Origin of the sequence: Burkholderia sp. AU38729, assembly GCF_020419725.1 — a bacterium.
In the GTDB taxonomy this organism is placed as follows: Bacteria; Pseudomonadota; Gammaproteobacteria; order Burkholderiales; family Burkholderiaceae; genus Burkholderia.
In genome coordinates, this window is record NZ_JAIZQO010000002.1 from 631408 (window position 1) to 646414 (window position 15007).

Consider the following 15007-nt stretch of genomic DNA (forward strand, 5'->3'; position numbering starts at 1 on the left):
CTGAATTGTCTGATTACCAACGATGATCCGCGTTCCCCGCGCCACCGAACCGTCATGAAACGACAGATCACCTCCGAAGCCACTCGTCTCGCGCAAGAACAGGCCAACTGGGCCCTCACCGCGTTCAAGCGCTTCTCGTCCGACCGCTGCTCCGCGATGGCCGCGGGCATCGCCTTTTTCTCCGCGTTCTCGCTCGCGCCGATGCTCGTGATGGTGATTGCCGTGGCCGGCTGGTTCTACGGCGACGATGCCGCGCGCGGCCAGGTGTTCGAACAGGCCCACCAACTGATCGGCGACGACGCGGCGGCCAGCATCCAGACGATCGTGCAGAACGCGCACCGCGCGGGCGAGCGCGGCGGCCTGGCCACCCTGATCTCGTTCGCCGCGCTCGCGATCGGCGCGTCGGCCACCTTCGCGTCGCTCAGCGCCGCGCTCAGCGTGATCTGGCCGGCCACCGAGAACCGCTGGTCGAGCATGCTCGGGCTCGTGCGCGTGCGGCTGATCTCGTTCGGGCTCGTGCTCGGCGTCGCGTTCCTGCTGATCGTGTCGCTCGTGCTCGACACCGCGATCACGTTCGTCGGCACCTGGCTGCTGGGCAATTCGCCGTACGTGATCGTCACGAACCTCGTGCAGTTCTTCGTCGGGATCGCGGTGCTCGCGGGCGCGTTCGCCGCGCTGATGAAGTTCCTGCCCGATGCGCGCGTCGCCTGGCGTGACGCCGCGATCGGCGGCATCGTGTCCGCGATCCTGTTCTCCGGCGGCAAGAAGCTGTTCGCGCTATACCTCGCGCATGCCGGCACCGCAAGTGCATTCGGCGCAGCGGGATCGTTCGCGGTCCTGCTGATGTGGCTGTACTTCTCCGCGATCGTGCTGCTGCTCGGCGCGGAATTCGCGGCCGCCCGCGGCAACGCGCATCGGCCCGCCGCGACCATCCCACCGGCCGTTACTGCTCAAGCCGATCGCCCCACCGACGGCATGCGCGACGACTGACGCACCGCTGTCGCCACGCCGCCGCACGCCCCCGCACACCCGTCCGCCGCTTTGCAACCACGCTGCCCGCCGCGCATTCGCGCGGCGTTGACACGTTCTTTGCATGCCCGCGCATTCGTTGCCGCAACCGCAAACGTTTGCACGCTTCGGTTTCCGTGCGTGAACGAGCCGAAACAGGCTTCCTGCCGCGATGCGCATCAACGAGCGAAACAATCGCATCGCAGCAATTGTCAACTTTTTCAAAAACAGAAACAGTCGTTGATGTGCTTGATATATATGGACTTTTTCTCGCTGTTACCTTTTCGAGACACTTTATTTTTTAAGCTTTCTTGCGTCGATGGCACTGAGCTATTCTCCAATCCGCAACAAATAACGATGAATCACTTGCGTGGAGATATTCAACGATGAAGAAACTTGCTCTCTCGACCCTCTCGCTCGCCCTGCTGGGCGCCGCTGGTGCCGCACAGGCCCAGTCGAGCGTGACGCTGTACGGCGTGATCGACACGTCGATCACCTATGTTCACGGTAACGACGGTCAAGGTAACAATGCGTGGTCGATGGGTAGCGGCAACCTGCAAGGCAGCCGCTTCGGCCTCAAGGGCGCAGAAGACCTCGGTGGCGGCCTGAAGGCGATCTTCCAGTTGGAAAACGGCTTCGACTCGACGTCGGGCGCACTGGGCCAAGGCAAGCGCATGTTCGGTCGCCAGGCTTTCGTCGGCCTGCAAAGCGATCAGTACGGCACGCTGACGCTCGGCCGCCAATACGATCCGATCGTCGACCTGGTCCAGGGCGTGACGGCTGACAACTATTTCGGCAGCGTGTTCGCCACGCCGGGCGACGTCGACAACAACGACAACAGCCTGCGCGTCAGCAACGCAATCAAGTACACGTCGCCGGTGTTCGCCGGCTTCCAGGTCGAAGGCATGTACGCCCTCGGCGGTGTCGCTGGCAAGACGGGCGCCGGCCAAACGTGGTCGGTCGCGGCCGCTTACAACAACGGCCCGGTCGGCGTTGCTGCTGGCTACTTCTACGCGAACAACCCGACGCCGGCAGCCGGCGCGCGCGCGGGCTGGGGTTCGACGACGTCGGACAATATCGTCGACGGTCCGATCAACGCGGGTTACGTGTCGGCGAAGTCGATCGGCATCGCGCAAGTGGCAGGCCAGTACGCATTCGGCCCGGTGACGTTCGGCCTCGGTTACAGCAATGCACAGTACAAGCCGGACGCATCGTCGGGCTTCGGTTCGACCGAAAAATACAACACGGGCCGCGGGTTCGTGACGTATCAGGTCACGCCGCCGCTGCTGCTGGGCCTCGGCTACTCGTACACGAAGGCGAGCGGCAACACGAACGCCAAGTACCATCAGGTTTCGCTGGGCGGCGACTACTCGCTGTCGAAGCGCACGGACATCTACCTGGTCGGCGCTTACCAGCACGCGAGCGGCACGCAACTCAACGCGGATGGCACGACGTCGGCAGCGCAAGCTTCGGTCGGCTCGTACGGCATCGCCGGCACGAAGTCCCAAGAGCTGGTCGCACTCGGCCTGCGTCACAAGTTCTAAGAAGTACGTTTCCGGCGTGCATGGCGTCTCCGACGCCTTGCCGCCGACCTGGAAAGCCAGTCCCGGTTTCGGCCGCGACTGGCTTTTTTTCGTCCGTCTCCCGCGTGCCCGCAGCGCCCGCACGGGCCGGGAACCGGAACCCGCGCCCCGACCCACGCCCGCCGGCCGGCAGCGGCGCCTGGCGGCTGCCACGCGCCGGGAACACCGTTTGCGAAGCGCCGCGCCGGTCGCGATCCGTCCGCCGAGCGACTACCATCCGCACTGCCGGCACCGCTCGTCCGGTGCGATCGCAATGTGCCGAGGCGTGTCGATTTCGGCAATCGTCATCCGTCGTCTCGATGGCGGCACGCGGTTCGCGCATCGCCCCATTCACACAGGAGATACGCCATGACGATTCAGAAGATCACGCCTTTCCTCTGGTACGCGGCGGAAGCAGAAGAAGCCGCCGCCTTCTATGCCGGCATCTTTCCGGATTCGCGCGTCGTGCGCGTCACGACGGTGCCCGGCACCGACGGCACGCGGATGGTCGAGTTCGAACTGTTCGGGCAACCGTTCTTCGCGATGAGCCACCCGCGCACCGATACGTTCAACCATTCAATTTCGCTGCTGGTCAGCTGCGCCGACCAGGCGGAACTCGACCGCTACTGGCATGCCCTGCTCGACAACGGCGGCACGGCCGACGCCTGCGGCTGGCTGAGAGACCGCTACGGCGTGTCGTGGCAGATCGTTCCGGAAACGCTGATCCCGATGGTGTCCGACCGGGACACGGTCAAGGCCACGCGCGTGGCCGCCGCGATGATGCAGATGATCAAGCTCGACGACGCCGCATTGAAGGCCGCCTACGCCGGTACGGCGGGCTGACGAAGCAGCACGTCGCACGGCGCATGCGCGATGACGCGCCGGGTCACCGACAGGCATCCGGCTCGACCGCATGCGCATGCGACTGCCGCGCCAGTGCCGATGATCTTCCTCGGCGTCGCCCCAAGCCCCGGGCACGCGCGCGGTATCCGCCGCTACGTCGACAGCATCGATTCGACCGTTCGCCGCGCGTAGCCGATGAATGCGGCAAGGGGTTCGCCCGACAGGATCGCCGCGTCCTCCTCGCCGCCGAGATAGGCGGCACGCGCCGCCGCGACGACCGGCCGGCAGGCTTGCGGCAAGCGTTCCAGAACCCCTGTCGCCGCGACGTCCTTCGGCGCGATCCTGCCGGTCGCGGCGCTGTACCAGATGCGCGCGAGCGCGAGCACCACGTTGCACGCGTCGCCGCGCCAGTCCGGTTCGGCATTCCACTGCGCAACCGTCGCCAGCAGCGCGGCGACAAAATCCCGTGCGGGCACTGGCTCGAAAAGCGCCGCCGCCGGCGCGCCAACCAGCACGACACTGTGTTGCCGCACCTTCGTCAACAGGATCGCCAGATCGTGATCGACGCGCGCCGGTTCGACGATGCCGGCCTCGAGCTCGTGACGCAGCCACTCGCCGAACTGCAGTTCACGACGCGCCGGATGACGCCACGGCACGACCGCATCGTGCGCGACGACGGTCGCTTCCAGGGCGCGCATGCCGCCGGCGCGACCAGGCGGCGCCGACACGGCCAGCAGGTCGAGCATCAGTGCGTGCCGCGTCGACTCGTCCGGCCGGGCCGACACCGTCACCAGCAGGTCGATGTCACTGCGCGGCTTCAGTCCGCCGTCGAGCGCCGATCCGAACAGGTGAAGCGCCGTGAGCGTCGCGCCGAGATGCCGCTCGATCGTGTCGCACGCGGCGGTGACCTGGGCTGCGATTTCGTCGGGAATGCATTCAGTCACGATGCACGTGCCTCGCGAGGCGCACGCAACCGGCACAGCGCGCGCGACGGGCAGCGGCGGATCTGCTGCAAGCGCGCGGAGGATTGCCGTTCGTCATCGCGCGTGCGCGGCGCGTCTTCCGTCGTGCGTCACGCGTCGAACCGGACCTTCCGCCATTTCACTGCTTCGCTGCCGCGCGATTTGCGCAGCGCAATAAAAATCCCCGCACGCTTTCGCGTGCGGGGATCGTCGGACATCGCAGCGGCTGCCGACATGCGTTCGGCAGCCACTGCGCAGCATTACGCTGCCGCGTCCTTCAGCTTCTTCAGCGCACGTGCCTTCACGCGCACGCTGGCCGGCTTCGCCGGGAACCAACGCTCTTCGCCCGTGAACGGATCCTTGCCGAAGCGCTTCTTCTTCGCCGGCACGACTTGCGCCGTGATCTTCAGCAGACCCGGCAGCGTGAACTCGCCCGCGCCCTTCTTGTGGACCGAGCCCAGCACGACGTTCTCGAGTGCGACGAGCACTGCCTTGACAGCCTTCACTTCGACAGCTGCGCGCTCAGCGATGTGCGTTGCGAGCGATGCCTTCGTGAACTTGTCCTTCAGCGGCGTCGGAGCAGCCGGTGCCGCCTTCGCGACAACCTTCTTGGCCACTACTTTCTTCGCGGGCGCAGCCTTTTTGGCAGCCACTTTCTTGGTGGCCGGTGCGGCAGCCTTCTTGGCCACCTTTTTTGCGGAAGTCGCCATGTTTCTCCTACCAGGTGTGGTCGTTGGATACACGAAGCGTGCAACGCGCGCGCTTCAACGCCGGATTCTACAAGCGCCTTGACGCTTCGTGCAGTACTTTTATGCGTTTTCACGGGGTTTCCCGCAGGTTTTTTTGCATGCGACCGATTTCATCGACGCTCCAGCATCAAAAAACGCCTTCACGTAGGCACCCGAATGCGAATTACGTTCGATATTTGCGCACCTATACTGGGCTCGCTCAATGCCCGGATGCCTCCATGCGCGAAGCCAGATACGTCAAAGGACTCGACGGCCTGCGAGCCCTCGCCGTCATCCTCGTTTTCCTGTCCCACAAGGGCCACGTCCTTGCCGTCGACGTCGGCAAGCTTGGCGTGTGGACGTTTTTCCTCATCAGCGGATTCCTGATCGTCGGCGAGCTGCATCGCAACCGCCAGGCGGTCGAGCGCGGCACCATGACGCGCCGCCACGCGCTCGCGCTGTTCCTCGCGAAACGCGCGCTGCGGATCTTTCCCGTCTATTACCTGCTGCTCGCCGCGCTCGCGATCGCGCACGCGCTGTTCTACCAGCGCGGCGTCAATCTCGGGCTCGCATGGCACGCGGTGTTTCTGTCGAATTACTGGATCGGCGCCGTCAAGGACGGCTGGCCGGGCTCCACGTCGCACTTCTGGAGCCTCGCGGTTGAACAGCAGTTCTATCTGATCGCGCCGCTCGCGCTGCTCGCGGTGCCCGCCGCGCGACACGTCGCGCTCGGCATCGGGGCCATCGTACTGGGCGCGCTCGCGCATCTCGCGCTCTACCTGTGCGACGCGTCGCCGGTGCTGATCTATGCGTTTTCCCCGTGGAATTTCGCGCTGATCGCGCTCGGCGGCGTCGGCGCGATGGCGCTCGCCGATCGCGGCACGGCCGCCGTGCGCCGCGTTCCGCCCGGCTGGCTCGGCGCGGCCGGCGTCGTGTTCTTCCTCGTGCTGCCCGCCTGCACGCCCCTGCCCGATGCGATCGCGGGGCTCGCGGATCTCGGCCTGTCCGCATCGCTCGGCGCGCTACTGCTGTGGATCGTCAGCGAACCCGAGCATCCGGTCGTCGCTTTGCTCGACTGGGCGCCGCTCGCCTATCTCGGCACGATCAGCTACGGCTTCTACCTGTTCCACAACCTGATTCCGGCGCGCTTCGGCGTGCTGCCGGCGCACGTCGGGCACGTGGCCATCCCTGAAATCGTCCGCGACACGCTACCCGAACTGCTGCAGTTCGCGCTCGCCGTGCTGCTCGCGCACCTGTCGTGGCGCTATCTGGAAAAGCGGCTGCTCGATTTCAAGAAGCCGGTCGCCGCGATGCTGGCCCGGTATTTCGTCGCACAGCCGAGTACGTCGGCGCGTTGAACACGGCACGAACGCGGCAACGGTTGAGCGGGGAAACGGTGCTTCACGCCACACTCTGGCGCTGACGCGCAACGCTCGAGCCGTCGCGTCGTCGACCGGCGCCGGCAAAACCGATGCGGTCACGAACGTCGATACGCGTCGCGCCATCGAGCCGCCGATCCGGTGATCCGGGCGCCCGTCGCGGCACTGGTTTCAGCCATGACGTCCGTTCTCGTCGGCGCGCCCCGCTCCACACGCAGCCCCGATCCTGACGCCGAGCTGCCACGACTCGCACCCCGACGGCCCGCATGGCGCAGTGGCGCATCCGCACACGCAAAAAAGCCCCGGCGCGCGAGCGGCCGGGGCCAACGGAACAACCACCACCTGAAACAACGGAGCGCGCGGCTGCTTAGGCGACAGCAGCCAGCGCGGGCAAACAGGTACGCAGGTAGGCCTCGAATTCGCGGCTCACTTCCGGATGCTGGAGCGCGAGCTCGACGGTGGCCTTGAGATAGCCGATCTTGCTGCCGCAGTCGAAGCGCGTGCCGAAGTAGCGATACGCGAGCACCTGCTCGTTCGCGAGCAGCGACTGGACCGCGTCGGTCAGCTGCAGTTCGCCGCCGGCGCCCGGCTTGAGCTTGCGCAGGTGATCGAAGATCGTCGGCATGAACACGTAGCGTCCGACCACGCCGAGATTCGACGGCGCATCCTCGGGCGCCGGCTTCTCGATGATGCCCGACAGCTTGATGATGTCCTCTTCCCATTCGCGGCCTTCGACGACGCCGTACGAACGGCTGTCCTCGCGCGGGATCGTCTCGACCCCGATCACCGAGCTGTGATAGTGGTCGAACACGTCGACGAGCTGCTTCAGCACCGGCTGTTCGCCATGCAGCAGGTCGTCGGCGAGGATCACCGCGAACGGCTCGCCGTGCACCAGCTTCTCCGCGCACAGCACCGCGTGGCCGAGGCCGAGCGCTTCCGGCTGGCGCACGTAGAAGCAGTTCACGTGGCTCGGCTTGATGCCGCGCACCAGTTCGAGCAGCTTTTCCTTGCCGCGCGCCTCGAGTTCGGCCTCGATCTCGTAGGACTTGTCGAAGTGATCCTCGATCGCGCGCTTGCTGCGCCCGGTGACGAAGATCATCTCGGTGATACCGGCGTTGATCGCTTCCTCGACCGCGTACTGGATCAGCGGCTTGTCGACGACGGGCAACATCTCCTTCGGGCTCGCCTTCGTTGCCGGGAGGAACCGCGTGCCGAGACCGGCGACGGGGAACACGGCCTTGGTGACTTTCAACATGTTCGCATCCTGATTGCGTTGACTGCGCCGCGTCGACCCGCGACCCGGCGCGATTGTGTTCCGAACGGCATATCGAGAATCGACGGTACTGCCAATTCGACTCCGCTCATTTTCGATATGGACTGATTGCCCAATGATTCCGGAAAAAATATAATCCTTTCAACCCGGTCGATATTGCCGAACCGAGTGCCGAGGCAGAAACAAATTACCGATTTTCCAGATACAAATTCTTACGATTCGAATTCCTCGATATAGGGCACGCCGCCCCGTTCGAGACCCGGGCGAATCGGTTCGTTCTTCAGCGCCTCGCGGTACGCCGACAGCATGGCCATGACCAGCAGTACTGCAGCGCTCGCGATCCAATGCATGTCCATCTTGCCGCTCCTTGCATCAATCAACTGGAGCTTCAAACTATCAGAAAAAAATCGGTAAATAATTGACCCGCCTCGCGGAACCGCTTTCTGAACGCGATAAAACCATGATGTGGAATTGCGATATTTCCCGGCGAGATTTTTTTATTCATTGATCGAATTCTTGCGCATTACGATTGGATGAAACTTCCCGTCCATCCGTCGCAAGGAATCGAATCGCATGCAAGCTTTCAGCGGATCGTCTCTGGCCGCGCCGCCCGTCGCCGATCACAAGGAACACGTGATCGACGCGATGCGCGGCTTCGCGGCGCTGCTCGTCGCCTATTTCCACTGCCGCCAGATCGTCTGGGTCGGCATGCAAAGCTTCCATCACGCTTACGGCCATGCGCTCACCCCGAGCGCGATCGCCGGCTACCTGACCTTCCCGTTCGCGTGGGGCTCCGCCGGCGTGCCGATCTTCTTCGTGATCAGCGGCTACTGCATCCATCGCAACGCGGCGCTCAAGCTCGCGGCCGATCCCGCGTACCGGCTCGACGCGCCGAACTTCTGGATGCGCCGGTTCGCGCGCATCTACCCGGTGCTGCTCGCCGCGCTGCTGTTTACGCTCGCACTCGACTCGGTCAGCCTGCAGATCGAGCCCGTCAGCCACAAGATCCGCGACGCCGGCCTCGTCGCGTTCCTCGTGAACCTGTTCTCGCTGCAGGGTGTCGCCGGCTACACGTACGGGTCGAACGGCGCGCTGTGGACGCTGTCGCTCGAAGTGCAGTTCTATGCGATCTACCCGCTGCTGTTCGCGATCCGCCGGCGTATCGGCATGCCGGCGGTCGTGGCCGCGGTCGCGCTCATCAACGTCGCGTCGGCGTGGCTGCTCGAACGGCACGACCTGCAGTTCTTCACGTCGTACTGGCTGTCGTGGACGATCGGCGCGTGGATCGCCGACGTGCGCGCGCAGCCGGCCCGCGGCGCGGCCGCCGTGCCGTCGCGCGCGTGGTACGGCGCGGCCGCCGTGCTGCTGGCCGCCGGCTGCGGCGCGTTCCATTTCGGCCAGTACGGCGCGTTCCAGCTGTGGTCGGCCGGCTTCGCGTGCTTCCTGTACCGCGCGCTCGCCCGTCCGCCGCGCCCGACGCCGCCGCTGCGCGTGCTGAGCTGGTTCGGCGACTTCAGCTACTCGCTGTACCTGATCCACCTGCCGCTGTTCGTCTGTCTCGGCTCGGTGCTGTTCCATTCCGAGCTGCAGCTGTCGATCTGGCCGTCATTCGCGTTCATGGCCGCCGCGATCCCGGTCGCGTATGTGTTCTACCGGATGTTCGAACGACCCGCGATGACGTGGTCGGCCAGCTTCAAGCCGGCTCGCCCCGCTCGGGTCGTGACGCCGGCGCCTGAACGGGCTGTTTGATCCGGCCGGAACGCTTTCCCGAGCCCTCGCGCGGCGGTACGTTGCGCGGGGGCTTTTTCATGGCCTGAGCGCGCCGGCATACCGGGTTGACGGGGGTGGGTTAGCCTTCCGGCGTCGGGCCGCGCTACGGCCCGCGTGAGCCGCCCTCGACCGCCTTTCACCATCGGGACTGCCTGGGCGCGGCCTTCTCGCGTCACCTTCTCGCGTCACCTTCTCGCGTCACCTTCTCGCGTCACCTTCTCGCGTCGCCAACCACGCCCTCCCAATCAACAATCGGCCAAGCACGCGCCCCACGCAACGCACAACAACCTGCCCACCACCCGCCCGACGAAGGCCCGGGCGCTGAAAAACAAAGCCCCCACGCAGCACACCGCCGCATGAGGGCCCGTTTCCCGCCGGCTCGCGCCGCTTACCGCTTCTTCGCCTTCGCCGCCTTCGCCGTATCCGCGAGGATCTTCTCGACCCGCTCCACGTAGGTTTCGGTGCCGAACCGGCGCACCGCCGTCGCCCGCCCGCTCGCGACGAGCCGCTCGCGCAGCGCGCCGTCGCGCTTCAGCGTAGCCAGCGCATCGGCCAGCGCGGCCGCGTCGCCCGGCGCGCAGAGCAGCCCGTTGTCGCCGTCCTCGATGATCTCGACGACGCCGCCCGCGCGGGCCGCGACGACCGGCCGGCGCGCGAGCATCCCCTCGACGATCACGCGCCCGAACGGCTCGGGCGTGATCGACGTGTGCGCGACGACGTCGACCGCCGTCATGCAGGCAGCCACGTCGCGCTGGAACCCGAGGAAATGCACGCGCTCGTCCATCCCGTGCCGCGCGACGTATTCGTGCAGCTGCGCCGCGTATTCGTCCTCGCCGAACAGCGGCGCGCCGACCAGCACCACGTGCATGTCGGGATGCCGCGCGGCGGCTTCCAGCAGCACGTGCTGCCCCTTCCAGTGCGCGAGCCGGCTGAACGAACCGACGAGCCACGCGTTTTCGGGCAACCCGAGGCGCGTGCGCAGCGCGGCCTGGCTGACGCCTTCCAGCGCGTCGAACGGCTCGGCCGAAATGCCGTTGAACACGACGTCGACGTGCTGCGGCGTGAAGCCCGTCAGCGTCCGGAACGCCTGCGCGGACGCATCGGAATTCGCGATCACGCGCGTGACGCCGAGCCGCGCGCAGTACTTGATCGCCATCAACTGCTTGCTGCCGAAATGGTCGGTGCTGACGATGTCGCGCAGGTGCCATACCACCGGCTTACGCGCGAGCCGCCCGGCCAGCGCGGCGACCACCATCGCGCGCTGCGTGTTCGCGTAGATCACCTCGGCGCGGCGTGCGCGGCGCGCGACGTCGCGCACCAGCCGCACGAGTTGCTTCAGCGCGCCGGCCGATACGCCGCCCTGCTTGCGCACGCCCGCGAGCGCGCCCTGGTCGACCACGTCGACGCGCGCGCCGATCTCGTCGAGCGCCGCGCGGAACGGGCCGTCGTCGAACAGCAGCACATCGGCGTTTGCGCGCATGTGCTTCATGATCTCGAGCAGCGACAGCTCGGCACCGCCGAGCACGCCGCTCTGGTCGAGCACGAGCGTCGCCGGGCCGCGCGCAGCCGGCATCGGCGCGCTGGCCGTACCGCGCTGCGCGGTCGAGCCGGGCAGCGCGGCTTCCACATAGTCGAGGAAGCGCCGCCGGAACGTATCGGCGGAAAACCGCTCCGCGTTCGTGCGGCAGGCGGTCGGCGTGAAGCGCTGCGGCGCACGCTCGAAATCGTCGACGGCCGCGACGATCGCGTGCGGCGTCTGTTCGTCGAAAAAGAGCCCGGTCGGGTTCAGGTCCGATTGCGGGTCGAGCACGGTTTCGAGCGCGCCGCCCTTGCCGTACGCGATCACCGGCGTGCCGCACGCTTGCGCCTCGACCACCGAGATCCCGAAATCCTCCTCGGCCGCGAACACGAACGCCTTCGCGCGCCGCATCCGGTCGTGCAGCACCGCGAACGGCTGGTAGCCCATGATCTCGACGTTCGGGCCGGCCTTCGCGCGGATCTTCTGCATCTCGGGGCCGTCGCCGATCACGACGAGCTTGCGCTCCGGCGTGCGCGAAAAGGCTTCGACGATCAGGTCGATCTTCTTGTACGGCACCATCCGCGAAGCGGTCAGGTAGAAATCCTCCTTCTCCGCGTTCAGCGAAAACGCGTCGACGTCGACCGGCGGGAAGATCACCGCCGCGTCGCGGTGGTAGACCTTCTTGATACGCCGCGCGATGAACGCGGAGTTCGCGACGAAACCGTCCACCGCGTTCGCGGTGCGCGTGTCCCAGTTGCGGATGTAATGCAGGATCATCCGCGCGAGCAGCGACTTCGGCCCGCGCGTGAGGTTCGACTGCTCCAGATACTGGTGCTGCAGATCCCACGCATAGCGGATCGGCGAATGCACGTAGCTGATGTGCACCTGGTCGGGCCCCGTCAGCACGCCCTTCGCGACCGCGTGGCTGCTCGAGATCACCAGGTCGTACTCGGACACGTCGAGCTGCTCGATCGCGAGCGGCATCAGCGGCAGGTAGCTGCGGTACTTGGTGCGCGCGAACGGCAGCTTCTGGATGAACGACGTCGTCACCGGCTTGCCGCGCACGAACGCGCGATCGTCGAGGAAGTCGACGAGACTGAACAGGTCCGCGTCGGGAAAGCACGCGACGATCTGCTCGAGCACGCGTTCGGCTCCGGCATAGGTGACGAGCCAGTCGTGGACGATCGCCACGCGCAGCGCGCGCGTCGGATGGCGCGCGCTGGCCCGTTCGGCCGGCAGCGCCCGGCGCAGCGCGGCGGCGTCGCCCGCTTCGGCCACGGCCGCATCGGCGGTGGCGAGATTCAATACGGCGTGTTCCGCCAGATCGCGATTCATCAGTCGCTCCAAGAAACGGTGCCATTGACGGCGGGGAGGACAGGTGTGTCCTTGACAGCCAGCTTGGTCTGCAGGCTAGGATGGCCGGCATGATCCTTGTCTATCGCTACCGGGTTAAGTCGCTCAATGGACTGCTTAACAAGCAAAGCCGTGCGGTGAACTACGTTTGGAACTTCTGCAACGACACGCAAAAGCACGCGCTCAGGTGGCGCAAGAAGTGGCCGACGGGTTTCGACCTGAACGTGTTGACGACGGGTAGCAGCAAGGAACTCGGCATCCACTCGGGCACCGTCAACGCAACGTGCGAGCAATACGCGAAGTCGCGCAGCCAACACCGTCGGCCCTACCTGCGTTATCGCGGCAAGAAATCGCTGGGCTGGGTGCCGCTGAAGGGCCGTGAACTTAAACGCGAAGGCGACGCGTTTCGCTTCGCCGGCAACACCTTTCGTGTGTTCAATAGCAAGCCGCTTCCTGAAGGCAAGATCAAGGACGGCACCAACTTTGCGCAGGATGCGCGCGGCAACTGGTTTCTCAACATCGTGATCGAGATGCCCGATGTTCAGGCGCGCCCGATCCGTTCCGGCGTCGGCATCGATCTTGGCCTGAAAGACTTCGCCACACTTTCGACGGGCGAGAAGCTGCCCAATGACCCGTTCGGTCGACGAGCGGCGGACAAGCTGGCGAAAGCGCAACGGGCGCGAAAACACAAACGGCATATCGCGAAGCTGCACGCCAAGGTCGCGAATGCCCGTGCCGATTTCCAACACAAGCTCGCGCTCGATCTGGTGCGGCGTTTCGATTACATCGCGGTCGGCAACGTGTCGGCTGCCAAGCTCGCCAGAACCAGGATGGCGAAGAGCGTCTACGACGCGTCCTGGTCGTCTTTCCGAAACAAGCTCCGCTACAAGGCGATCGCGCACGGAGCCACGTTCGAGGAAGTCGACGAAAGCGGTTCGACCCAGTCCTGTTCGGCGTGCGGATCGAAAGACAGCACGACGCGGCCGAAAGGTATCGCGGGACTGCGAATAAGAGAGTGGGCCTGCAGTGACTGTGGTGTCTTGCATGATCGTGATACCAACGCTGCTTTGAACATTCTCCGATGCGGACGTGCATCACCAGGTGTGGGAATCTCCCGCCGTTAGTCGGGAGAGGACGTCAAGCAGTTTTCCTCGCATTGAGACGGACAAACAGGTCGCGCACGAGCGCACGCAGCCCGGGGGTCATCGTGAGCGACCACGCAACATTCAACAGCAGCACGACCGCGCAGATGCCGATCGACTCGACGAGCCCCGGCCACGCCTGCGCCAGAAACAGGCTCGCCAGCAGAAACGCCAGATGCGCGAGCATGTCGAGCACGATCGCGCGCATCCGGATCGCCGACAGGTACAGCAGCACGCCGTAGTCGACGAGCGCGCGCGCCGCGACGACCACCGCCGCGCCGATCAGCCCGAAGTGATGGATGCCGAACCACAGGCCGCCGACGAAGAACGGCATCTCGACGAGCCCGGCGAACGCCGCGCGGGCCGGGTTGACCTGCGACTGGATCAGGATTCGCGTGACGCTCGCCTGGCCGACGAGCCACACGCTGATCACCAGCACGCGGCCGACCGGCGCCGAATGCGCGGCGAGATCCGCGCCCACCCACAGCGTGAGGAACGGCGCGAGCGCGAAGATCGCGACGATGCCGACCGGCGTGAACACGCCGTTCAGGAATTCGAGCGACTGGCGCGCGAGCGTGTCCGCATGGTCGCGGCCGACCGCCGACAGGCGCGGGAACAGCGTGCGCACCAGCGCGTTCGGCAGCATGTTCAGGCGCGTGACGAGGTTCTGCGGCACCGTGTAGTAGGTGACGAACTTCGCGCCCATGCCGGCGCCCAGCATCACGCGGTCGAGCGTGTCGGCGATCATGCTCGTCGTACTCGCGATCAGCATCCAGCCGCCGAAGTTGAACAGCCCTTTCGCGGTGCCCCACTGCGGCGGATCGATGCGCCGGATCCCGAGCACCTTGATACTGGCCTGGCCGAGCATCACCGCGGCGATCAGCCGCGCGACGACCGCCGCGGCGAGCACCGTCTGCAGGTTCGGCGCGATCCACCACGCGGCGCCGAGTGGCAGCAACTGGAACAGGAACGTGCCGATCGTCTGGTTCGTGTTGAACACGCCGAAGCGTTCGGCGCCATTGATCGCGCCGGCGAACACCCACGACACGTTCGCCAGCGGAATCGCGAGCGCGAGCCACGGCAGCGCGAGATACACCTCGTGCTGCATCGCCGCCGACACCTTCGTGAAGTACGCGGTGTAGACGAACGCGCCGAAATAGATCAGCAGCCCGCCGACGATGCCGGTGCCGAGATTCAGCCAGAACGCGCTCCAGAACACACGCGCGCTTTCGTCGGCATTACCGCTCGCGAGCGCCTTCGAGATGTGGTTCTGCGCGGCCATGCTCATCCCGAGATCGAGGATCCCGAAATAGCCGATCAGCGTCCACACGAGGCTGACGACGCCGTAGCGTTCGACGCCGAGCGCGTGGATATAGGCGGGCACCGTCACCAGCGACACGAAGGTCGGCAGGATCAGCCCGATGAAGTTGATCGAAACGTTCTTGAGTATGCCTTTGTCCATGCTTCT

12 protein-coding genes are annotated in these 15007 nt (G+C 65.7%); 6 read left to right on the plus strand and 6 right to left on the minus strand.

Annotation, left to right across the window (positions count from 1 at the left end; translation table 11 throughout):
• Positions 1 to 54: 54 nt before the first annotated feature.
• The 3 genes from LGM56_RS07835 (at position 55) to LGM56_RS07845 (ending at position 3413) form a co-directional block, all read left to right on the plus strand.
• Positions 55 to 990 carry a YihY/virulence factor BrkB family protein gene (locus tag LGM56_RS07835; RefSeq protein ID WP_226203959.1) on the plus strand — a complete coding sequence of 312 codons (936 nt, stop codon included), beginning with the start codon at positions 55 to 57 and terminating at the stop codon, positions 988 to 990.
• A gap of 404 nt (positions 991 to 1394) precedes the next feature.
• Positions 1395 to 2552: a porin gene (locus LGM56_RS07840; protein ID WP_089457862.1), complete on the plus strand. Its 1158-nt coding sequence runs from the start codon at positions 1395 to 1397 to the stop codon at positions 2550 to 2552.
• 387 nt (positions 2553 to 2939) lie between these two features.
• Positions 2940 to 3413, plus strand: coding sequence for a VOC family protein (locus LGM56_RS07845; protein WP_226203961.1), 474 nt, complete (start codon positions 2940 to 2942; stop codon positions 3411 to 3413).
• A gap of 152 nt (positions 3414 to 3565) precedes the next feature.
• Here the strand turns inward: LGM56_RS07845 and LGM56_RS07850 are convergent, their stop codons facing one another.
• Complete coding sequence (locus tag LGM56_RS07850) at positions 3566 to 4357, minus strand: AadA family aminoglycoside 3''-O-nucleotidyltransferase (protein ID WP_226203963.1); 792 nt, start codon at positions 4355 to 4357, stop codon at positions 3566 to 3568.
• Between the two features lie 278 nt (positions 4358 to 4635).
• Positions 4636 to 5085, minus strand: a complete 450-nt coding sequence (locus tag LGM56_RS07855; RefSeq protein ID WP_011355701.1) for an HU family DNA-binding protein — start codon at positions 5083 to 5085, stop codon at positions 4636 to 4638.
• A gap of 257 nt (positions 5086 to 5342) precedes the next feature.
• Here LGM56_RS07855 and LGM56_RS07860 point away from each other — a divergent pair, with 257 nt between their 5' ends.
• A complete protein-coding gene (locus LGM56_RS07860; RefSeq protein ID WP_226203965.1) occupies positions 5343 to 6461 on the plus strand; it encodes an acyltransferase family protein in 1119 nt (372 codons plus the stop codon).
• Between the two features lie 388 nt (positions 6462 to 6849).
• Here the strand turns inward: LGM56_RS07860 and galU are convergent, their stop codons facing one another.
• Complete coding sequence (gene galU, locus LGM56_RS07865) at positions 6850 to 7737, minus strand: UTP--glucose-1-phosphate uridylyltransferase GalU (RefSeq protein ID WP_011355704.1); 888 nt, start codon at positions 7735 to 7737, stop codon at positions 6850 to 6852.
• Positions 7738 to 7967: 230 nt separating this feature from the next.
• The gene (locus tag LGM56_RS07870; protein WP_175967895.1) at positions 7968 to 8111 is read right to left on the minus strand and encodes a hypothetical protein; all 144 of its coding nucleotides are present in this window, start codon (positions 8109 to 8111) and stop codon (positions 7968 to 7970) included.
• A 217-nt stretch (positions 8112 to 8328) separates the two neighbouring features.
• Here LGM56_RS07870 and LGM56_RS07875 point away from each other — a divergent pair, with 217 nt between their 5' ends.
• Positions 8329 to 9504 carry an acyltransferase family protein gene (locus LGM56_RS07875; RefSeq protein ID WP_226203967.1) on the plus strand — a complete coding sequence of 392 codons (1176 nt, stop codon included), beginning with the start codon at positions 8329 to 8331 and terminating at the stop codon, positions 9502 to 9504.
• A gap of 409 nt (positions 9505 to 9913) precedes the next feature.
• Here LGM56_RS07875 and LGM56_RS07880 read toward each other — a convergent pair whose 3' ends face one another.
• Positions 9914 to 12379 carry a glycosyltransferase family 4 protein gene (locus LGM56_RS07880; protein ID WP_226203969.1) on the minus strand — a complete coding sequence of 822 codons (2466 nt, stop codon included), beginning with the start codon at positions 12377 to 12379 and terminating at the stop codon, positions 9914 to 9916.
• 89 nt (positions 12380 to 12468) lie between these two features.
• Between LGM56_RS07880 and LGM56_RS07885 the strand changes: the two genes are divergently transcribed.
• The gene (locus LGM56_RS07885; protein WP_226203971.1) at positions 12469 to 13521 is read left to right on the plus strand and encodes an RNA-guided endonuclease InsQ/TnpB family protein; all 1053 of its coding nucleotides are present in this window, start codon (positions 12469 to 12471) and stop codon (positions 13519 to 13521) included.
• A gap of 13 nt (positions 13522 to 13534) precedes the next feature.
• Here the strand turns inward: LGM56_RS07885 and LGM56_RS07890 are convergent, their stop codons facing one another.
• On the minus strand, positions 13535 to 15001 hold the full coding sequence (locus tag LGM56_RS07890; RefSeq protein WP_089497347.1) for a flippase: 1467 nt from the start codon (positions 14999 to 15001) through the stop codon (positions 13535 to 13537).
• Positions 15002 to 15007 lie beyond the last annotated feature (6 nt).

Bases quoted from the DNA above. Each gene is read 5' to 3' on its own strand.
- LGM56_RS07835 (WP_226203959.1), top strand. From the start codon at position 55: ATGAAACGACAGATCACCTCCGAAGCCACTCGTCTCGCGCAAGAACAG.
- LGM56_RS07855 (WP_011355701.1), bottom strand. From the start codon at position 5,085: ATGGCGACTTCCGCAAAAAAGGTGGCCAAGAAGGCTGCCGCACCGGCC.
- LGM56_RS07840 (WP_089457862.1), top strand. From the start codon at position 1,395: ATGAAGAAACTTGCTCTCTCGACCCTCTCGCTCGCCCTGCTGGGCGCC.
- galU (WP_011355704.1), bottom strand. From the start codon at position 7,737: ATGTTGAAAGTCACCAAGGCCGTGTTCCCCGTCGCCGGTCTCGGCACG.
- LGM56_RS07860 (WP_226203965.1), top strand. From the start codon at position 5,343: ATGCGCGAAGCCAGATACGTCAAAGGACTCGACGGCCTGCGAGCCCTC.
- LGM56_RS07870 (WP_175967895.1), bottom strand. From the start codon at position 8,111: ATGGACATGCATTGGATCGCGAGCGCTGCAGTACTGCTGGTCATGGCC.
- LGM56_RS07880 (WP_226203969.1), bottom strand. From the start codon at position 12,379: ATGAATCGCGATCTGGCGGAACACGCCGTATTGAATCTCGCCACCGCC.
- LGM56_RS07885 (WP_226203971.1), top strand. From the start codon at position 12,469: ATGATCCTTGTCTATCGCTACCGGGTTAAGTCGCTCAATGGACTGCTT.
- LGM56_RS07890 (WP_089497347.1), bottom strand. From the start codon at position 15,001: ATGGACAAAGGCATACTCAAGAACGTTTCGATCAACTTCATCGGGCTG.
- LGM56_RS07875 (WP_226203967.1), top strand. From the start codon at position 8,329: ATGCAAGCTTTCAGCGGATCGTCTCTGGCCGCGCCGCCCGTCGCCGAT.
- LGM56_RS07845 (WP_226203961.1), top strand. From the start codon at position 2,940: ATGACGATTCAGAAGATCACGCCTTTCCTCTGGTACGCGGCGGAAGCA.